Here is a 20317-nt window from a genome sequence, read left to right on the forward strand (position 1 = left end):
TTTGAATGAGAGAATGATTGAATTTTGAATGAGTAATAGATCCAAAACCTTTCACCTTAAAACCGCTACCTTCCGCCCTCTGCCTTCTCTTCCAGCAAACGCTGGATTTTCTTTTTCACCTTCGATGCATTTGGCTTGGTAAAAGAATAAAAATAATCAACCACTTTGCCCTCTTTGTTGATGAGGTATTTGTGGAAGTTCCACTTAGGAGTAGAACTCAGCTGTCCATTGAGCTTTTTATCGCTCAAAAACTTGAACAAAGGATGCGCATGGCTTCCCCTGACCATAATTTTTTCGAAAATAGGAAATTGAACGCCATAGTTGACTTCGCAGAATTCGCCAATGGCATTGCCGTCTAGCGGTTCTTGCTTCCCGAAATCGTTGGATGGAAAGCCTAAAATCTCAAACCCCTTGTCTTTATACGTTTCCCTCAATTCCTGCAGTTCCTTGAGCTGTGGCGTAAAGCCGCAACCCGAAGCGGTGTTAACCACCATCAGTACTTTTCCTTTATAATCAGCTAATGTTTTTTCGGCCCCATTTAATAGCTTTACTTTAAATGGGTATATGGTTTGGTCAGGATTCATGGATTTAATTTTGGTAATAGCCCGAGCTGACAATAATTGACTCAATATCCCGGTCTACCGAAACATCGTAGGTACTTTTTAGATTATGTCCAACCACTCTTGCAATCAACTGATAAGAAAACGCCGCAAAGCCCCCTTTAGTTTGCTTCACAATGTCGAAAGTAGTACGTCCTACTTCGCGGTCTATCAACTTGGTGAGGATTTGGCCTTGGGTAATCGTCAGTTCCTTGATTTCGGTGTTGAACATCTGTTTGATTTCGGCATCGCATTCTTTTACCAATCGTTTCTGCTCCTTTTTATCAGCAACCGTTGCTAAATCACGTTCCAGTTGCTCATAGCGACGCTTGGCAAACAAGGCGTAAGGCATTACTTTTAAAACATTGTACTTTAACCGGTTGTAGGCTGCCTGATCGGCCGCCGACTTCCAGATGCGCTGGCCATAAATCACTACTTCCTGCAGGCCAATCCAAGGTATCATGTAGCCGTTGTCGTTGGTGGCCGCTACGCGGATAGTGTCGTTTTTACCCAATTTTGGCCAAATTGGAGGCGTTCCTGTTTCCTGGGCTTTAACGGCAGTGCCAAGAAACATGACAATAATCAGAATAAAAAGACGTGAATATTTCATAAATTTATGCCTATACAAAGTTAAAGCTAATTTTATATATTCGTTTCAACGATAATCGAATATAATCTTTTATAGCTTAAAATACGATAATTTTACCTAGAAAATACAAATGAAGAATACTTTAGTAATTGATTTAGAGGCAGAAAAACAGGAAATCCTCAAGCGGTATCGTGCCCTTTTGCGTGCTTCGAAATCAACTTTACAAAAGGGAGACAAGAAAGAAATACGCAAGGCATTTGAAATGGCGCTCGACAGCCATAAAGACATGCGCCGCAAATCGGGCGAACCTTACATCTACCACCCAATTGCCGTGGCGCAGATTGCCGCCGAGGAAATTGGGTTGGGCACTACTTCCATTGTGTGTGCATTGCTGCACGATGTAGTGGAAGATACCGACATTACCCTCGATGATATCGAACGCGAGTTTGGCAAAAAAACAGCCAAAATCATTGACGGGCTGACCAAAATATCTGGGGTTTTCGACTATAACAGCTCGTTGCAGGCCGAAAATTTCAGGAAAATGCTCCTCACCCTGGCCGACGATGTAAGGGTTATCTTGATCAAGCTGGCCGACCGCCTGCACAACATGCGGACGATGGATTTTATGCCAAGGCAAAAACAGCTCAAAATTGCCTCCGAAACCATTTACCTCTACGCCCCCCTGGCTCATCGCTTGGGTTTGTATGCCATCAAATCTGAGCTGGAAGACCTCTCCATGAAGTACCTCGAGCCAGATACTTATAAATTTATTGCGACCCAACTGAATGAGAAAAAAGCCGAAAGGAACTCGTTCATCAAGGCTTTCGTAGAACCGATCAACGAAATTCTGGCCGAACAAGGCCTGGTCGCCAACGTTTACGGCCGGCCCAAATCAATCCACTCCATTTGGAATAAGATGAAAAAGAAAAACATTCCTTTTGAGGAAGTGTACGATCTTTTTGCCATCAGGATTATTTTGGATAGTCCACCCGAACGTGAAAAAGCAGATTGTTGGAAAGCCTATTCGATTGTAACCGACCTTTACAGGCCAAATCCAGACCGCCTGCGCGACTGGGTATCGTCGCCAAAAGGCAATGGCTATGAATCGCTGCACACCACGGTAATGGGGCCAAAAGGCCAGTGGGTTGAGGTACAGATCCGTACCCAGCGCATGAATGAAATTGCCGAAAAAGGCTTTGCCGCACACTGGAAATACAAAGAATCGACCAACGACAACGGACTGGACCAATGGATCCAAAAAGTAAGGGAAATGTTGAGCAATCCGGAGGCCAATGCCCTCGATTTCTTAGACGATTTCAAGATGAATTTGTTTTCCGACGAGATCTTCATCTTTACGCCAAAAGGCGCCCTGCTGCAATTGCCTCTGGGTGCTACAGCCCTCGATTTTGCCTTCGAAATCCACACCGACGTAGGCGCCAAATGTATCGGCGCCAAGGTAAACCACAAGCTTGTTCCCCTTTCGCATAAACTGCAAAACGGCGACCAGGTAGAAATCATCACATCGGGCAAGCAGGTCCCAAAAGAAGATTGGCTCAATATCGTAGTAACTGCCAAGGCCAAGTCTAAAATCAAGTCGTCGCTTAAAGAAGAAAAGCGGAAAATTGCCGAAGCGGGCAAGGAAATTTTAGAGCGCAAGCTAAAATCGCTAAAAATCACCTACAATACCGACAACCTGAACAAGCTTACCTATTTTTTTAAGCTGCAATCAACCCAAGACCTGTTTATTGGCGTGGCCAATGGCAAAATAGAGCTTAAAGACCTGAAGGAATATTTAAGCAGCGAAAAGGAAATCGAAAATAGGGGCAACGATTTTAAAACCGATGGCCGTCAGGTAGAAGCGTTACTGAACAAGGTAAAAGGGCCGGAATCGGATATTTTACTGATTGGCGAAGACCTGCAAAAAATAGATTATACTTTGGCCGCCTGTTGCAACCCTATTCCCGGCGACGATGTTTTTGGCTTTGTAACCGTTAACGAAGGCATTAAGATACACCGCACCAATTGCCCGAATGCAGCCCAGCTGATGGCCAATTATGGCTACCGCATTGTAAAAGCCAAATGGAACGGCCAAAAAGAACTGACCTTCCTAACCGGCTTGCATATTGTAGGGATTGACGACGTAGGCTTGATCAACAACATTACCAAAGTAATTTCCAACGACTTCAAAGTAAACATGCGCTCGATTACAGTAGATACCAACGACGGCATTTTCGACGGTTCGATTATGGTTTTTGTAAACGACACCGATCATTTAGACAACCTGATCAAAAACCTGTTGGAAGTAAAAGGCGTAACCGGCGTAACGAGGTTTGATGCTTAAGAGCCTGACGGAAGGATGAGGGCATAAAGGCGAAGGGTAAAAGTTAAAAACTCAAGAAAATCCTTTGTAAGGAAAGGTTGGATGGTCATTGACAATCCGGCGTTTTGGCGAATGCCAGTGACGAAGCAATCTTTTAAAGCCATCCGTATCCTGCATTTTATTCGAAATCTATTTTGAATAACGGTAAGACCATGGCTAAGGCAACGGCTTAGAATAGCCCTCAAACGTTACAGCTTTCACAACCATCCAAGCAATAAACAATTAACTACCAGAATATAACTACAGTGTAATCATCTTTAAAATAATCCGCGATTCACTTTAATGTCTGTAATCATTTCTATACCTTTGGGAGGAGTTTAAAACTATGTCTGCACAGAATACCAACGAGTTGGTGAGAAAAATCTTCGAAGCCTACCTCGAAAACAAAAACTTGAGAAAAACCCCCGAGCGTTTTGCCATTTTAGAAGAAATTTATTCTAGAAATGACCATTTCGATGTAGAAACGCTCTATATCCACATGAAAAACCAAAAGTACCGGGTAAGCCGGGCTACGGTTTACAATACCTTAGAGCTTTTGGTATCTTGCGATTTGGTAACCAAACACCAGTTTGGCAAGAACATGGCGCAGTTTGAAAAGTCGTATGGCTACCACCAACATGACCATGTGATCTGCATCGACTGTGGCAAAGTGGTAGAATTCTGCGATCCACGTATCCACCAAATCCAAACCATGGTAGGCGAATTATTGAAATTCGACATCAAGCACCATTCTTTGAACCTTTACGGGGTTTGTTTCGATTGTAGCGCTGCCGCTGCCATCAAAGCCAACCATACGCAAAAACAACACGCTAACTAATTATCCAATTTTATAATCTTTCTATTCTTTAATTTAAAATAATGACGCAAGTAGACGTACTACTAGGCCTGCAATGGGGCGACGAGGGCAAGGGAAAAATTGTTGATGTTTTAAGTCCGCAATATGATTTGATAGCCCGTTTTCAAGGCGGTCCAAATGCTGGTCACACGTTAGAGTTCGATGGTAAAAAATTTGTACTCAACACCATTCCATCAGGTATTTTTAACGAAAAAACCATGAACCTGATCGGCAATGGCGTAGTAATCGATCCCATTATCTTAAAAAGAGAGTTAGATAACCTTAAAAAAGCAGGCCACGACCCGGTTGCTGCCGGCAAACTAGTATTGGCGCGCAAGGCACACTTGATTTTGCCTACCCACCAGTTATTGGATGCCGCCAACGAGCAAAAAATGGGCGCCGGCAAGATCGGTTCAACCCTAAAAGGAATTGGCCCAACGTATATGGACAAAACCGGCCGTAACGGTTTGCGCGTAGGCGATACCACTTTGCCTGATTTTGCTGCCCGCTATGCCAAATTGGTAGAAAAACATAAAGAAATCCTTTCGCACTACGAGTTCGAATACGATTTAACCGAAAAAGAAGCCGCCTTCTTCGAAGCCATCGAGTTTATCAAAACCATTCCTCACGTAGACAGCGAACACTTTGTAAACGGCTACCTCAAAGCCGGCAAAAAAGTATTGGCCGAAGGTGCGCAAGGCACTTTGCTCGACGTAGACTTTGGTTCTTATCCTTTCGTAACTTCATCAAACACCACTACGGCTGGCGCTTGTACCGGTTTGGGCATTGCACCAAACAAAGTGGGCGATGTTTATGGCATTTTCAAGGCTTACTGCACCCGTGTAGGCGGTGGCCCCTTCCCTACCGAACTGGATAACGAAATAGGCGAAACCCTACGCCAGGTAGGCCACGAGTTTGGCGCAACTACAGGCCGTGCGCGTCGTTGTGGCTGGATCGACCTGCCCGCCTTAAAATATGCCATCATGCTGAACGGCGTTACCGAACTCATCATGATGAAGGCCGACGTTTTAGATGGTTTTGACACGATTTATGCCTGTACGCACTACGAATACAACGGCGAAACGATCGACTATATGCCTTACGACATCATTTCTATCCAACCCAAACCGGTTTTAACGGCTATAGCAGGATGGAAAACCGACTTGACCAAGATTACCTCAACCGATCAGATTCCAAGCCAGCTGAGCGCTTACATCGCCTTCCTGGAAAAAGAACTGGAAGTGCCCATCAAATTCCTTTCGGTTGGACCAGACAGGACACAGACCTTGACGTTGAGATAACGATAACAAAAAATCCCTTGAAAATTTCAAGGGATTTTTTTATTCATCTTCAAGCAGGTTTACGCAAGCTCCAGCCATAGTTTTTAAACGCGTGGGCAGGGTTGCCACCGACCCACTGTCTTTTATACTTTTATACAGGTTCGTAATCATATCCAAAGTTTCGTCATCGGGCTCACAGGCTTGGTATTTCTCCAAATGTGGCAATGCCTTGAGTACAGCCGCCCTGTACTGATTGTAGGCCTTCGCATTGGCATCCGCATTTTTAGAAGCACTTGCTGCATTCATTTGAGCTACAAACACCTTGCTTTGGTTAAGGTATATAAAGCCCAGTGCCCTGTGAATAACCGAATAATTAGGTTCGCCTTTAAGCGATTGCGTGTAGTAAACCAGCGCACTATCGGGCTTGCCCACTTCTTCGTACATACGCCCCAAGTGATAAGCCACATTAGCCTGCCGCTTGGCGTTCAATTCTTTAGCCCTGGCCAACAAGCCACTTGTCTGTTCAATCAGTACATCGTTGCCCTTAGCCGTTCTCGAAAACATAAATTGTTGATAAGCATCGTCGATATTTTTCTCTTGAGAAAAAGCGGCCCCTCCAGCCAATATCAGCAGTACAAAGAGCATTAAGATTTTATTGGCCATAGTTAAATTGATTCCTTGCACAAAATACAACAATTCTGCTTAATCATGCGGCAACAAATCATCAGTTTTGCAAGAGCGCTCTTCCGGCTATTTTCTTGTACTTCCGCTGAAAAAACTCATCAACCTCGGTATTGAATTTATCAACGCTTCTCAGTACGAGGTATCCGTGGCCCGAATCGGGCACTATCCATAAGTTGGCTTTTGGAATAGACTTGGCAATAAGCAGCGTATGTTCTGCCTTGATCACATCCTGATCGCCGGCCATAACCAACGTCGGGCACTTGATTTGAGCCAGTGAGGCGGGCTTGATTTGTGGTTGCGCCAACAGCAAATTAAAATGCCTCAGCAATACCGTACGTGCTATCGATGGCTTTTGCTTGTCGTAGTATTTTTTGATGCCATCAAAATATTTCAATATAAACGGCTCCACGCTGTTCGTATCGGGCCAAAGGTTGGCGCCGGTTACGGCCAGTTTTTTTACCTTTTCTGGATGGCGCATGGCCAGCAACAAACCGTTAATGCCTCCGTCGCTCCAGCCCAACACCAGGGCCGAATCGATCTTTAAATGCGTAAGCAACGCTGCATAATCATCGCTCATCTGCTCATAAGACAGTGAATCAACCATATTCAAGGTATCTAAAGTCTTGCCATGGTCGCGGCTATCGGCCACAATGACTTTGTATTTTTTGGCAAAATAAGGGATCTGCTTGCTAAAGTCGCCAATAGAGCCACTATTGCCATGGATAATGAGCAAAGGTTGGCCTTCGCCATAAGTCTCGTAATACATGTTCATGCCTCGTATCTTGGCGTAATGGCCGGCAGCTTTGTTATCGCCATAAGGTATCTTTGGCTGATCGGCTTTCGGGGTGGTTTGCGCATGTAAGGACAGGGCAAACAAGAAAAGGATGAGGGTTGATAAAATTCGTTTCATAAGGTTGTTTTATTTAAGCATATAAATTCAAGCTAGTTAGGAGAAAGACGGTGCCAATTTGAATTTGGTTGCAAGTGCATCTTCGTTATTTTAAAACACCTTAACAAAACCAGTCAACAGCAAGCTAAACATACTTTCCGCCTAGGCCAATCTTATTTTACAATTTTGTTGGCATTTAATACCTTTACGGCGAAAATGAACGGGGACGAAATTATCTTATTTAAGCAAAAGGCCAAACAATGGGCCATGAATTTCGATGTTTGTTGCTACCTGGATTCCAATCAATATACTGATCCTTATGCGCAATACGACTGCCTCATCGCCATCGGACAGCAACACCAATTAAAAGCTAACGCCGGAACTGCTTTTGCCCAGCTCCGCTCATTTTACGAACAGCACCGCGACTGGCTGTTTGGCTTGTTTAGCTATGAACTCAAAAACGAAGTAGAGCATTTAACCAGTTCGCACAGCGATGACCTCCATTTTCCAGACCTCTATTTCTTTGTACCACAATACTTGTTGGCGATACAAAAAAACGCCGTCAAAGTGCTTAAAGGCAATGCTTCCATCATCCACGAGATCGAGCAGATTGAGCTGATTAGGCACGACAATCCCAAACTGGCTATCGAAAAACGCTTCGATCGCGAAACGTATATCCAAACGGTTGAGGCTTTGCAAGGCCACATCAAGCGGGGCGATATTTACGAGGTTAATTTTTGCCAGGAGTTTTTTGCACAACATGCTTCAATTGATCCCCTGTCGATTTACGAAGCCCTCAATGCCCTTTCGCCTACCCCGTTTTCGGGATTTTTCAAGCTTAACCAACATTATATCCTTTCGGCCACACCAGAGCGTTTTCTATGCAAAAGGGGCAACAAGCTGATTTCGCAACCCATTAAGGGCACTGCCAAAAGAAACGGTGATCCGATAGTCGACGAGCAGATCAAAGCCACATTGAAATCGAGCGTTAAAGAGCAGGCCGAAAACGTGATGATTGTAGACCTGGTGCGCAACGATTTGACCAGAAATGCCGTTAAAGGCAGTGTAAAAGTAGAAGAACTTTTCGGCATCTACAGCTTTCCGCAGGTGCACCAAATGATTTCGACCATTAGCTGTGAGCTTGATCCGAATATCCATTGGGTGGATGCCATTAAAAACACCTTTCCGATGGGCTCGATGACCGGTGCGCCGAAAATCAAGGCCATGGAACTGATTGAGCAGTACGAAAAAAGCAAAAGGGGGGCCTTCTCGGGCTCTTTTGGTTGTATCAGTCCTAATGGCGACTTCGACTTTAATGTCATCATCAGAAGCATCTTGTATAATGAAAATACGCAATACCTTTCTTTTCAGGTTGGCGGCGCCATTACCTATGCGGCCAATGCAGCCGACGAATACGAGGAATGCCTGCTTAAAGCATCGGCGATTATGAAGGTATTGGGCAATTAGCGTTATGCATATATGGAGTAGTACGTATTGGGGTATTGCGATTGGCGTCCACAAACGGGCTTGTGCATTTGGCAGGTTTTTGATTACATGGAGCTCAGTGCCTGCAGTCAGGATTGAAGTCAGTCCTGCTTTCCGCTGTATCTTTTTGCCTCAGTGGCAAAAAAGGATGCCGCTCCAATCAGGGCTATTTAACCTAGGCCTGTGCAACCAGAAATAGCAACGCCAGCCTTGGTACCCAGATGAAAAGTCCGGAGCCGAGGACTTGTAAGGATAGCAGAATTGATGTTAGTAGCTGGAATTATCTCAGCTTTCAAAAAAAGATAAGTCAAATGCTTAGCGTTTGATCTTAAGATGGATTAAAACCGTACATAAAATCATTTAAGTGTCCGCCAGAACTTTCAAGTCCTACTAAGTCCATTAATTCTTCAAAGTAAGAGCAAACCTGCTCTCTATCCTCTGTATCAAGTTCATTGTAAATGGCTGAAAACCTATCTAACCCAGCCTTTATTGCATCTTGATAATCTTTATCGCTTGCATCACCTTTTTGGGCTAGATTTTTAAAATCATCCGCAACAAGATTGATTTTTTCAGTTAAAGCGGGTATTAGGGCTGGGTTTCCTATCCCTGGATAATGCGTTTTTTCGTCTTTTAGAAATTTTTCCTTGTTTTTAAATTCTTCAAATTTTGTCATTGTTACTTGATCTGCTTTCTTGGTATTTTGTCCACATGCCAAAAATAACAATACGCCAAATATCGCAATAATAGAGGGCGAAAATTTACGGTTTATCATGTCGAAAGATATTAATTTTTACAAACAAAAAGGTGTAAAGCCTAAACCTTACACCCTATGCCTTCCACCTTAAGACCTTCTACCTTATTAGGCCTTATCTGCCTTTATAATATTTCATGGCCTCTGGCAAATCTCTTTGTATCTGGGCAATACGGCTTTCGTCGGTTGGGTGGGTACTTAAAAAAACCGGTGGCTTGCTTCCGTTCTTGCTGGCCGCGGCCATCCTTTGCCAAAAAGCAATGGCGTTTTGCGGGTTATAACCTGCCATAGCCATGAATGAAAGGCCCATTTTATCGGCTTCCAATTCCTGCTTGCGCGAGTTAGGCAAAATATACAAGCCTTGTGCGCCAATGCCGTACAACTGGTTAACTACGGCTTGTGTAGTTTCCGATTTATTGCCGGTAGCTACGCCAACCGCCGCACCACCTACTTGCGCCGCCATCATTTGCGAAGCCCGCTCGGCCGAGTGCTGTGCTATGGCATGTGCAATCTCATGACCCATTACAGTGGCCAAACCGGCATCGTCTTTGGTAATGGGCAAAATGCCTGTATAAACGGCTACCTTACCTCCCGGCATGCACCAGGCGTTGATTTCTGAGCTTTGAATAAGGTTGAACTCCCATTTGTAGTTCCTGATCTGGTCGCCAAAGCCATTATCGTTCATGTATTTGGTTACCGCAGCAGCAATATTGGCTCCAATACGTTTAATTCTTTGCGTTTCTGCAGAGTTGGCTGCCACTACCTTGGTGCTCGGATCGCTCAACAACTGGGCATAGCCAATGGCTGCCTGTTGCTGCAGCTGGCTATCGTCTACCAAACTCAACCTGCTTCTGCCGGTTAAAGGAACCGTGGTACATCCGGCAATTGCCAACATCCCTGTTGCCAAGCCCAAAATCGCTAATTTTTTCATCTATTAAATCTGTATTCAGTGTATTTGTCTAACTGTTTAGTTTTGTTCCTAACCATTTCTCCTAACAAATAAAGGAGCCAATAGTTTGTGCAAAGGTACTTTAAGCCTGTTTTTTCTTGAACAGGTAAACTTTCGATTCCTTGCCCTTGAGCAGTCTTTCGAGGTTTTTTTGGTGTGTAACCAAAATCAGGATGCATACACAGATTCCGTAAAGCACTTCCGATTTGATTGAAGAATGAAAAACAAACACAATACCGATCGGGAAAGTAAAGCCCGCACATATCGAACTCAGGGAAACGTATTTGCTTACCAGCAGCACCACTACAAAAACCAGCACGCAAAGCATTGCAGCCTGAAAGTTTACAGCCAAAACCATTCCAAAAAGCGTAGCCACGCCCTTGCCACCTCTAAAACCTGCAAAAACAGGGAATAGATGGCCCATGACGGCAATTACGCCTAGCGCCAATTGGTAATTGACGAATTGAGTAGAGTTATGTGGCCCCGTAACCGAAAGCCCTATAAAATGGGCCAATTGAGTGGCTGTGTAGCCTTTAAAAATATCGATGAGCATAACGGCGATACCAGCCTTTTTGCCCAAAACCCTAAAAGTATTGGTGGCTCCGGCATTGCCGCTTCCGTATTCGCGCACGTCAACGCCATAAAAGGCCTGCCCCAGCCAAACCGCTGTTGGGATAGATCCTAAAAGATAGGCCGCAATTAGCGCTGAAATGGAATAGATCGAAATCATGACCTACAATTATACTAAAAAATTCAGATTCACGTCGGCAGAATTTGGTCTTAGCACGCTTTTAAACTCAGGTCCAGGCTTTTTACCGAATGGGTTAGGGCGCCCATCGAGATGTAATCGACACCACAGGCGGCATAATCGGCCACATTGGCCTCCACAATGCCACCTGATGCTTCGGTAATGAAACGCCCATCGATCAGCTTTACAGCTTCTTTAAGCAACTTCGGCTCAAAATTATCCAGCATAATGCGGTTTACTTTGCCCGTTGCCAATACCTGCTGCAGCTCGGCGAGGTTTCTTACCTCTATTTCGATGTCTAATTGCTTATGGTTTTGCGCCAGGTAGCTGTTTGCCGCTTCAATGGCATTGGCAATGCCGCCAGCATAGTCAACGTGGTTGTCTTTGATCAGGATCATATCGTACAAACCGATGCGGTGATTGACTCCTCCGCCAATTTTTACGGCCCATTTTTCTAAATAGCGCAGGCCAGGAGTGGTTTTGCGCGTATCTAAAATCTGGGTTTTATATGGTTTTAACAAAGTTACAATGCGGTGGGTTTTGGTGGCGATGCCACTCATGCGCTGCATACAGTTGAGCACCAGGCGCTCGGCCAGCAAAATCGCATGCGTACTCCCGGCCACCACAAAAGCAATGTCGCCTACCTTAACCGCATCGCCGTCTTTTAAAAAGACTTCAACCTGCAGGGCAGGATCAATTTGCTGGAAGATTTCGAGCGCAAGCTCCACGCCGGCCAATATGCCGTCTTCCTTAACAATTAACTGGGCTTTTCCCTGTGTACCTGCCGGTATGGTAGAAAGTGAGGTATGATCTCCATCGCCTACATCTTCGGCAATGGCATTTTTGATAAATAGATCAACTAATTGCTTATCCAAAACTTTTTTTATTGCAAAATTAGCAATTTTTGGCTGAAATGCTACTCTTTATCCGGCTCTATCCTTAACTCGGTGATTAAGAAATTATTAGTCGGTTTCTTAAGGCTCATGGTAATGGTTACCCTAAACTTCCCATTTTTGGTGCCCAGCGAAAGAATACCCAGGCGGTAATTGGGATAATTGCTCAAGCGGTGGATAATAGAAACACGATTGGGCGGATTCTTCACAAAAAAATCCTTCAATATCTGTTCGGCCTGTGCTTTGTTGTATACATCTTCCTGGTCGATAATGATTAGTTCTACAGACGCCGCAAAGCTCTTGGCAATTTCTTTAGAGTTTCCGGCCTTGAAATTATTGGACAAATCATCAACAATATCGGCCTGAAATGCCTTATTCGTAGGAAAATGCAACAGCAACAGCAAAAACGCAAGCAAAGGTTTCATCATGTGTGATATCAAACTGCAGAATTACAAGCCAAAATTATGCCATTAATTAAATCACAAAGTGCAAAAACTTTCATTTAAAGGCATCATTAGGCTTATATTTGTAAACAATAAACAGATCAGTAAACAACTAATGCCGCAAATATTGTTGTTTAAACATATAATTTCAAATAATGAAAGCAAAAAAAGTAGTACTTCTTATTCTTGATGGCTGGGGCTACGGAAAAAAAGACAAATCAGATGCCGCTTATGTGGCCAACACTCCGTTTTTCGATTCTGCGCTCCAAACCTACCCTAATTCAAAACTAGAAGCCTCTGGCGAAGCCGTTGGCCTGCCGGCCGGCCAAATGGGCAACTCTGAAGTGGGCCACATGAACTTGGGTGCCGGAAGAGTGGTTTACCAAGAGCTGGGGCGCATTAACAAGGCCATTAGCGACAGAACGCTGCACAGCAACGAAGTACTGGTTAATGCCTTCGATTATGCCAAGGCACAAAACAAGGCTGTACACTTTATCGGACTCGTTTCAGACGGTGGCGTACATGCGCACATCAATCACCTCAAGGCTTTGTGTGATGCCGCCAACGAAAAAGGCCTGAAAGATGTTTTTATACACGCTTTCTTAGACGGCAGGGATACCGACCCCAATGCTGGACTTGGCTTTATCTCGAGCCTCGATGCACACCTGAAAACTTCTACCGGCAAAATTGCCAGTCTCATTGGACGCTATTATGCCATGGATAGAGATAACCGCTGGGAAAGGGTGAAGCAAGCCTACGATCTGATGGTAAATGGCCTGGGCGAAAAAACCACCAATGCCGAAGAAGCTATTAAAAAATCGTACGAGAACCACATTACCGACGAATTTGTTAAACCGATTGTGGTAACTCAAGCCGATGGCAGTCCGGTGGCGACCATTAAGCCGGGCGACGTGGTGATCTGTTTCAACTACCGAACCGACCGTGGCCGCGAAATTACCCTGGCCTTGAGCCAAAAGGATTTCCCAGACTTTGGCATGCACAAGCTGCCTTTGTACTACGTAACCATGACCACCTACGACGAAAGCTTTGCCGACGTAAAGGTTATCTTTACCAAAGACGACCTTTCCAATACCTTGGGCGAGGTTTTGGCCGCTAATCATAAAAACCAGATCCGCATTGCCGAAACAGAAAAATACCCGCACGTTACCTTCTTCTTTTCGGGTGGCAGGGAAAAAGAATTCGACAACGAAAAACGCATTTTAATTCCATCGCCAAAAGTGGCCACCTACGATCTGCAGCCGGAGATGAGTGCTACCGGTATTACCGAGGCCATTACCAAGGAACTGGCTACCGGCTGGGCAGATTTTGTATGTCTTAACTTTGCCAATCCTGATATGGTTGGCCATACCGGCGTTTTCGATGCCGTAGTTAAAGCCGTAGAAACAGCCGATGCCTGCGCTGCCAAGGTGGTAGAAGTGGGCAAAGCCAATGGTTATTCATTCATCATTCTAGCCGACCATGGCAATTCGGAATTCATGATCAATCCCGACGGCTCGGCCAATACTGCGCATACAACCAACCTGGTACCTTGCATTTTGATAGACGAAGATTACCACAGCATTGCCGACGGCAAATTGGGCGATATAGCTCCCACCATCCTCAAAATGATGGGCATTGCCATTCCCGAAGTCATGACTGGCAATTGTTTGGTATAATGAAGAAGCTGTTTTTGTTTGGTTTGGCGCTTGCGTTGGCTTCCTGCACGTTGAAAGAGCAGGAAAACAAGAATACCAAAGCCTATTTCGACCTGGAAGGCTATTTAAAAAAAGAGGCGTTGCGTTTGCAAAAGGCTAAGCCTTTGATTAACAAAACAGTGGTGGTGGGTGGAAAAAGCGAAACCCATAAAGTAAAAATTGCCGATTGGAAGAAAGAATTAGACCTTTTTATCCAATCCGACATCAACAAGGCGGCGTGGCGTGGTTCCTTTAGTTCTAGCCTAGCCAACGGCATGAGCACTTATACCAGCCAAAATGCTAAAGTACCTGTCAAAAAACTAGAAGTTAGCTTTAAGGGTAACAAGGTCAGTGCCATCAGGATCTTTGTGAGCAACACCAACGACCTTTACAAGTCTAACGACAGCCTCAGCTATTATCCCGATAGCCTTTACCAAATTAAAAAAGTACAGCAAATCAGGCTCCGGGCCGAGAAGAAATACGAGATTACTGGAAAGTTCAACTAAAAAAGGCCCCGAAAATTTCGGGGCCTTTTTTTTCAATATCTTTTGCCGGCTATTATTTCAGGCTGGCAATCTGCGCCTTTACATAATCAACCAAAGCAATAATGTCTTTTCTGAACGGCTGTACAGTCAGTACTTTCTGAAAATCGTTAATGGCATTGTTAAATTGGGCTACGCAAGCTGCTTTTTCAGGCGCCTTTTTAATTTTATAGGATTTGAATATTGCATAATCCTTATACGCAATGCCCCTATTCTGCAAAATCTGCGGATCGTCTTCGCCATTGATTTCGATGGCCTTTGTAAAATCCTTGATGGCGGTTTGGTAAAAGTTTTCGCGCATGCTGTTGAGCGATTCTTTAGGCGCATTGGCAATATTCAGCCTCGCTTTGCCACGGTAGTAATAGGAAGAATAATCGTTCGGCTTCAATGTGATCAAACGGCTATAGGCATCGGTTGCTTTTTCATAATCTCCGCACTGGAAATAAGAATAGCTCAGCATTTTGAGCACGCTCGGATTGCTGTCATTGTTTTCTACTTTCTCCAGCTGGGCAACTGCGGTCTTAAAATCACTCTTCACAAAAGCCTGTCGGCCCATGTTTTCGTAATTGCCTTGCGCAAAAGCGGTCGAAAACCCTGTAAGTACAAAAAATAAAAAAACCGTTTTTTTAAAGTAAGTCATTAAGCGTTGTGTTTTAGGTTAAAATTACAAATCCCTTTTCAAATAAGAGTGTTTGTTCCATGGGTAAAGCAATAGGGGGCAATTAAACACAAAATTATATCATTTGCAAATATTAAGGTAAACGCTAAATTAGTTGAAATATGATGAAGTCTGCTATTTTTTTTAATGCTGACTTTTTAACAGGCAATCAGGTCGTTTGGCTTTTTGGCACAAGAGTTGAAAATATAGCTTGTAACATAAAATTAATATTTTTTTAACGGCATGCTGTCACTTTGTCGTTTTATATAGTTAAAGGCCTTACTTAATGAGCAAACAGGATCAATTCGATTTTAGTCAAGCACTACCCATCATAAACGAAGACACAGAGTTCTTTCCGTTGATGTCTCAACAAGACGAAGACGACATGAACAATGAAGAAACGCCAGAAATCCTACCGATACTACCCCTCAGAAACACCGTTTTGTTTCCGGGTGTGGTTATTCCGATTACCGTAGGCCGCGATAAATCCATCAAGTTGATTAAAGAAGCCTACAAAGGCGACAAGATCATCGGGGTGGTTTCGCAACGCGATGTTTCGATAGAAGACCCTACCTTTGAGCAGCTGAACAGCGTGGGCACCGTGGCGCAGATCATCAAAATGCTGCAGATGCCCGATGGCAATACCACGGTAATCATCCAAGGCAAGCAACGCTTCCAACTGGTTGAAGAAGTGCAGTCTGAACCTTACATCAAGGTTATTATCGCAAAATTTGCCGAAACCAAGCACAAGGCTGATAAGGAGTTCAAAACTTTGGTGGCTTCGATCAAGGAAATGTCGTCGCAGATTATCCAGCTGTCGCCCAACATTCCGAGCGAAGCCGGCATTGCCCTCAAAAACATCGAAAGCACTTCTTTCTTGATCAACTTCATCTCTTCGAACATGAATGCAGATGTGGCCGACAAACAGAAAATGCTCGAAATGGGCAATCTGCGCAAACGTGCCGAAATGGTGATGGAACTGCTAACCACCGAACTGCAGATGCTGGAACTGAAAAACCAGATCCAATCTAAGGTGCGCACCGACCTCGACAAGCAACAACGCGATTATTTCTTGAACCAGCAACTGAAAACCATCCAGGAAGAGTTGGGTGGCAACTCTTCAGACCTGGAGTACGAAGCCTTGCAAGCTCGCGGCAAGAAAAAGAAATGGGCCAAAGCCGTTGCCGAGCATTTCGACAAAGAATTGGAAAAACTGGGACGCATGAACCCTGCCGCACCAGATTATTCAATCCAAATGAATTATTTGGAACTTTTGCTCGACCTGCCTTGGAATGACTTTACCAAAGACAACTTCGACTTGAAACGCGCCCAGCGCATTTTGGACAAAGACCATTTTGGCTTAGAAAAAGTGAAGCAGCGCATTGTTGAATATTTGGCTGTGCTTAAGCTGAAAAAAGACATGAAAGCGCCTATCCTGTGCTTGGTGGGCCCTCCGGGAGTTGGTAAAACTTCCCTGGGCAAATCTATAGCCAAGGCGCTTAACCGTAAATATGTTCGTATGGCCTTAGGCGGCGTAAGGGATGAAGCCGAAATCAGGGGCCACCGAAAAACCTATATCGGCGCCATGCCTGGCCGCATTATCCAATCCATTAAAAAAGCTGGTGCCTCGAACCCGGTTTTTGTACTGGACGAGATAGACAAGGTTGGATCTGACTTTAGGGGCGATCCTTCTTCGGCCTTGCTGGAAGTGTTAGATCCCGAGCAAAACAATGCCTTTAACGATCATTACGTGGAAACCGATTACGATCTTTCCAACGTTTTGTTTATCGCCACAGCCAATTCGCTCAGCTCTATACAGCCTGCCCTGCTCGACCGTATGGAAATTATCGAGGTAAACGGCTATACCATTGAAGAAAAAATAGAAATTGCCAAGAAATACCTGTTGCCAAAGCAAAAAGAACTGCACGGCTTGAACAGCAAAGACATAACGCTTAAAAATTCGTTAATAGAAAAAGTAATCGAAGACTACACCCGCGAAAGCGGTGTACGTGGCCTCGAAAAGAAAATAGGTTCGTTAGTGCGTGGCATTGCCACTAAAATTGCCATGGAAGAAAGCTACGATCCGGCCCTACAGTTGGCAGATGTAGAACGCATTTTGGGTGCCCCGATTTACGACAAAGACCTTTACGAAGGCAACGAAGTAGCCGGCGTGGTAACCGGATTGGCCTGGACGCAGGTTGGTGGCGATATCCTTTTTATCGAAGCCAGTTTAAGTCCGGGTAAAGGCAAACTAACCCTAACCGGCAACCTGGGCGATGTAATGAAGGAATCTGCCATTATTGCCATGGCTTACCTCAGGGCACATGCCCAGTTGTTCGGCATCGAAAACGAACTTTTCGACCAGTACGATGTGCATGTACACGTTCCGGCAGGCGCTACGCCTAAAGACGGTCCATCGGCAGGTATTACCATGCTTACGGCCCTTACATCGGCGTTTACCCAACGCAAGGTCAAACCAAATCTGGCCATGACCGGCGAGATTACGCTTCGTGGCAAAGTATTGCCTGTGGGTGGCATCAAAGAAAAGATTTTGGCGGCCAAAAGGGCAAACATCAAAGAAATTATCCTTTGCCAATCAAACCGCAAAGATATTTTAGAGATTAAGGAAGACTACATTAAAGACCTTAAATTTCATTATGTTAGCGAAATGAAAGAGGTTATTGATATTGCATTGACCAAAGACAAGGTAAAAAATGCACAGGATTTAACCATAAAGAAAAACGTTTCCAGCAATCCCAACTAAATGAAATCAAAGTTTTTTTTGGCTTTAACCCTGCTCATCATTTGTGGCCTAAGCAGCTTTGCCCAGTCTTACAGCAATGAGTTCGGTTTTAAAAGCGACAACGACGCCTATCTTTTTTATGGCCAGGACCGCTATTATACCAACGGACTGTTTATTTATTTTCGACATGCTACCGATCAGCAAAAATTAAGTGGTAAGCTCGAAAAACTCACCTACGAGGTGAGCGCAGGACAAAAAATGTACAATCCCATTTCAGGTTACAGGCCCGATCCGGCTACGCAAGACCGTCCTTTTGCGGGCTATTTGTATGCTGGTGGCAATGTAAATCTATTCTACAAGAACGAAAGCGTATTAAAAGCTGGTTTAGAAGTGGGAACCGTTGGGCCTCATGCACTCGGTGAAGATGCCCAAGAGCTTTTGCATAAAATTGTAGGCTTTTACGAAATTGACGGCTGGCAATACCAGATCAAGAACGAAATGGCCGTTAATCTTTCGGCGCAATATACCCAGCTGTTGCATCGTGCAGCCGATAAGGCCACCGATTTCTCTGTTGAAGGCTATGCCAATGTGGGTACAACTTTTAGCGGTGCAGGTGCCGGAGTTTTATTTAGGGCCGGCAGGATAAACCAACTGTTCAACTCGGCTTATACCAGTTCGGTAATTGGCAACAAAGGCAAGACCGAAAAGCTGACCAAGCATGAATTGTTCTTCTATGCCAAACCGCAACTCAACTTTGTAGCCTATGATGCTACCGTACAAGGCAGTATGTTTAACCATGATAGCCCAGTTACTTTTGGCGTAAAACGCTTTGTTTTTGCGCAGCAGCTGGGTTTTAATTACAGCTCGCCACGTTTTACTTTCGATTTTGGCCTGCTGTTTAAATCAAAGGAAATCAAAAGCAGTGCAAAAGCCCATCAGTATGGCACCATTTCGATGTACTATCGCTTTGGCAAATCAGGCGCTTAAACCATAAACGATATTTACTTGGAACAAAAAAGGGGCAATTAAAAATTGCCCCTTTTTTGTTGTGAAATTGAAAAGCCTGTTAGTTCTGAACTTTTACTTCGCGTGTTTGGATATAGGTTGTGATATAGCTCTTTACTTCGGCTTTCTTGGTGGCATCGGCAACGAGTTCGTACAATGGAATTAATCCACCCTCTGAAGAAACGCCGATAAATCTTGCTTTTTCTTCGGTAGCACTGTTAAGCCAGTCGGTGATGTTAATAACCGATTTATTGTTGATTTTGGTTACTTTCAGCTTAGACTGATCACCACCAAAGGCATCATAGTAAATTTTGGCTCCTGTATTGGCGTTCAAAGCTTTTAAATCCATTGGGTCCAATTCGCCAGTACCCAATCCGAAAATGTTCTTCATGGCATACCTCAAGCCGGTCGCACTTATTTTCTTTCTATCGGTTTTAGGGGCTTCGGCCTGATAAACTACATTGATTTTAGCGCCCAGATCAATTTTGCTGAGCACGTGCGTACCATATTTCTTAACCAGGTCGGCAGCGCTCAAGGTATTGACATCTTGTGCAAAGGCAGTGCTCAGGTAGTTGGTATACGGACTATTGGCTCCATCTGTGATGCTTAATCGTGCGCGGACCGCAATTTGAGAATAATAGCCGTAAACATATTTGCCATCGAAGGTATTGGCACCTGGAAATGCGGCACTGATGGTATTGCCAAAAGCCTTTATGCCATTGGTTTGGTCTATCTTGTTAGATAGTTGCGCCGCCAAATCCGCAGCATTTTCCCCGCTAAAGTTTACCCAATATGCCGATGTCGATTTGTTTGGATTAAACCTGCCGGGATTGGCTGAAACATAAGCCGCTACGTTAATAACTGCCGGCCTCACCGAATGAACATCATTGTACTGGTCGGTTACATCATAACCAAAACCCAAAAGGTTGTAAGTAGCATCCCCTTGTTGGGTCTGATCGTTTAGCAATTGGCCATCGGCAATGGCAACCGCAATGTCGGGCGAGAATTTTTCCTCTTCAGGCTTAGTGATTTGGTCCGTGTTTTTTTTGCACGAGGCAAGCGTGGCAAGTACTGCCAGGGCTAGGATTGTTTTTTTCATGTGTGTGTTTTATTTGTGTGTACACACCTTTGACAATTTTAATGCCATTCG

The 20317-nt window shown here is 44.4% G+C and carries 19 protein-coding genes; 8 read left to right on the forward strand and 11 right to left on the reverse strand.

Annotated features, from left to right (window positions below; genetic code table 11):
• Positions 1-65: 65 nt before the first annotated feature.
• Together AC6H1S_RS12815 and AC6H1S_RS12820 are read right to left on the reverse strand one after the other, a co-directional pair.
• Complete coding sequence (locus tag AC6H1S_RS12815) at positions 66-584, reverse strand: glutathione peroxidase (RefSeq protein ID WP_199136426.1); 519 nt, start codon at positions 582-584, stop codon at positions 66-68.
• 4 nt (positions 585-588) lie between these two features.
• Positions 589-1209, reverse strand: a complete 621-nt coding sequence (locus tag AC6H1S_RS12820; RefSeq protein WP_199136424.1) for a DUF4294 domain-containing protein — start codon at positions 1207-1209, stop codon at positions 589-591.
• A 109-nt stretch (positions 1210-1318) separates the two neighbouring features.
• Between AC6H1S_RS12820 and AC6H1S_RS12825 the strand changes: the two genes are divergently transcribed.
• The 3 genes from AC6H1S_RS12825 (at position 1319) to AC6H1S_RS12835 (ending at position 5704) form a co-directional block, all read left to right on the forward strand.
• On the forward strand, positions 1319-3529 hold the full coding sequence (locus tag AC6H1S_RS12825; protein WP_199136422.1) for a RelA/SpoT family protein: 2211 nt from the start codon (positions 1319-1321) through the stop codon (positions 3527-3529).
• 364 nt (positions 3530-3893) lie between these two features.
• The gene (locus tag AC6H1S_RS12830; RefSeq protein ID WP_199136420.1) at positions 3894-4385 is read left to right on the forward strand and encodes a Fur family transcriptional regulator; all 492 of its coding nucleotides are present in this window, start codon (positions 3894-3896) and stop codon (positions 4383-4385) included.
• 41 nt (positions 4386-4426) lie between these two features.
• Positions 4427-5704 (forward strand): adenylosuccinate synthase, encoded by a 1278-nt coding sequence (locus AC6H1S_RS12835; RefSeq protein ID WP_199136418.1) that lies wholly within the window; start codon positions 4427-4429, stop codon positions 5702-5704.
• 39 nt (positions 5705-5743) lie between these two features.
• On the opposite strand, the gene AC6H1S_RS12840 is transcribed toward AC6H1S_RS12835, so the two are convergent.
• On the reverse strand, positions 5744-6346 hold the full coding sequence (locus AC6H1S_RS12840) for a tetratricopeptide repeat protein (RefSeq protein ID WP_497563867.1): 603 nt from the start codon (positions 6344-6346) through the stop codon (positions 5744-5746).
• Between the two features lie 61 nt (positions 6347-6407).
• A complete protein-coding gene (locus tag AC6H1S_RS12845) occupies positions 6408-7277 on the reverse strand; it encodes an alpha/beta fold hydrolase (RefSeq protein WP_497563868.1) in 870 nt (289 codons plus the stop codon).
• Positions 7278-7472: 195 nt separating this feature from the next.
• Between AC6H1S_RS12845 and AC6H1S_RS12850 the strand changes: the two genes are divergently transcribed.
• Positions 7473-8723, forward strand: coding sequence for an anthranilate synthase component I family protein (locus tag AC6H1S_RS12850; protein ID WP_497563869.1), 1251 nt, complete (start codon positions 7473-7475; stop codon positions 8721-8723).
• A 346-nt stretch (positions 8724-9069) separates the two neighbouring features.
• Here AC6H1S_RS12850 and AC6H1S_RS12855 read toward each other — a convergent pair whose 3' ends face one another.
• From AC6H1S_RS12855 to AC6H1S_RS12875, 5 genes are all read right to left on the reverse strand, one after another.
• Positions 9070-9513: a DUF4844 domain-containing protein gene (locus tag AC6H1S_RS12855; RefSeq protein WP_497563870.1), complete on the reverse strand. Its 444-nt coding sequence runs from the start codon at positions 9511-9513 to the stop codon at positions 9070-9072.
• Positions 9514-9607: 94 nt separating this feature from the next.
• Positions 9608-10423, reverse strand: coding sequence for a M48 family metallopeptidase (locus tag AC6H1S_RS12860; RefSeq protein ID WP_497563871.1), 816 nt, complete (start codon positions 10421-10423; stop codon positions 9608-9610).
• 100 nt (positions 10424-10523) lie between these two features.
• On the reverse strand, positions 10524-11171 hold the full coding sequence (gene plsY, locus AC6H1S_RS12865) for a glycerol-3-phosphate 1-O-acyltransferase PlsY (protein WP_199136406.1): 648 nt from the start codon (positions 11169-11171) through the stop codon (positions 10524-10526).
• Positions 11172-11221: 50 nt separating this feature from the next.
• Complete coding sequence (nadC, locus tag AC6H1S_RS12870) at positions 11222-12064, reverse strand: carboxylating nicotinate-nucleotide diphosphorylase (RefSeq protein ID WP_497563872.1); 843 nt, start codon at positions 12062-12064, stop codon at positions 11222-11224.
• A gap of 41 nt (positions 12065-12105) precedes the next feature.
• Positions 12106-12510, reverse strand: a complete 405-nt coding sequence (locus AC6H1S_RS12875; RefSeq protein WP_233165612.1) for a DUF4783 domain-containing protein — start codon at positions 12508-12510, stop codon at positions 12106-12108.
• 170 nt (positions 12511-12680) lie between these two features.
• On the opposite strand from AC6H1S_RS12875, the gene gpmI reads away from it, so the two are divergent.
• Together gpmI and AC6H1S_RS12885 are read left to right on the forward strand one after the other, a co-directional pair.
• Complete coding sequence (gpmI, locus tag AC6H1S_RS12880; protein ID WP_497563873.1) at positions 12681-14201, forward strand: 2,3-bisphosphoglycerate-independent phosphoglycerate mutase; 1521 nt, start codon at positions 12681-12683, stop codon at positions 14199-14201.
• Entirely contained in the window at positions 14201-14725 is a 525-nt protein-coding gene (locus tag AC6H1S_RS12885) for a hypothetical protein (protein WP_233165611.1), read from the forward strand. Before gpmI ends, AC6H1S_RS12885 begins: the two co-directional genes overlap by 1 nt.
• A 52-nt stretch (positions 14726-14777) precedes the next feature.
• Here AC6H1S_RS12885 and AC6H1S_RS12890 read toward each other — a convergent pair whose 3' ends face one another.
• The gene (locus tag AC6H1S_RS12890; RefSeq protein ID WP_497563874.1) at positions 14778-15401 is read right to left on the reverse strand and encodes a tetratricopeptide repeat protein; all 624 of its coding nucleotides are present in this window, start codon (positions 15399-15401) and stop codon (positions 14778-14780) included.
• A 304-nt stretch (positions 15402-15705) separates the two neighbouring features.
• On the opposite strand from AC6H1S_RS12890, the gene lon reads away from it, so the two are divergent.
• Both lon and AC6H1S_RS12900 read left to right on the forward strand, forming a co-directional pair.
• A complete protein-coding gene (gene lon, locus AC6H1S_RS12895; RefSeq protein ID WP_199136396.1) occupies positions 15706-18183 on the forward strand; it encodes an endopeptidase La in 2478 nt (825 codons plus the stop codon).
• Positions 18184-19149 (forward strand): lipid A deacylase LpxR family protein, encoded by a 966-nt coding sequence (locus AC6H1S_RS12900; RefSeq protein WP_497563875.1) that lies wholly within the window; start codon positions 18184-18186, stop codon positions 19147-19149.
• 79 nt (positions 19150-19228) lie between these two features.
• On the opposite strand, the gene AC6H1S_RS12905 is transcribed toward AC6H1S_RS12900, so the two are convergent.
• Positions 19229-20266: an MAC/perforin domain-containing protein gene (locus AC6H1S_RS12905; protein WP_497563876.1), complete on the reverse strand. Its 1038-nt coding sequence runs from the start codon at positions 20264-20266 to the stop codon at positions 19229-19231.
• Positions 20267-20317: the final 51 nt, after the last annotated feature.

The sequence above is a fragment of the Pedobacter sp. TM02 genome, from assembly GCF_059705275.1.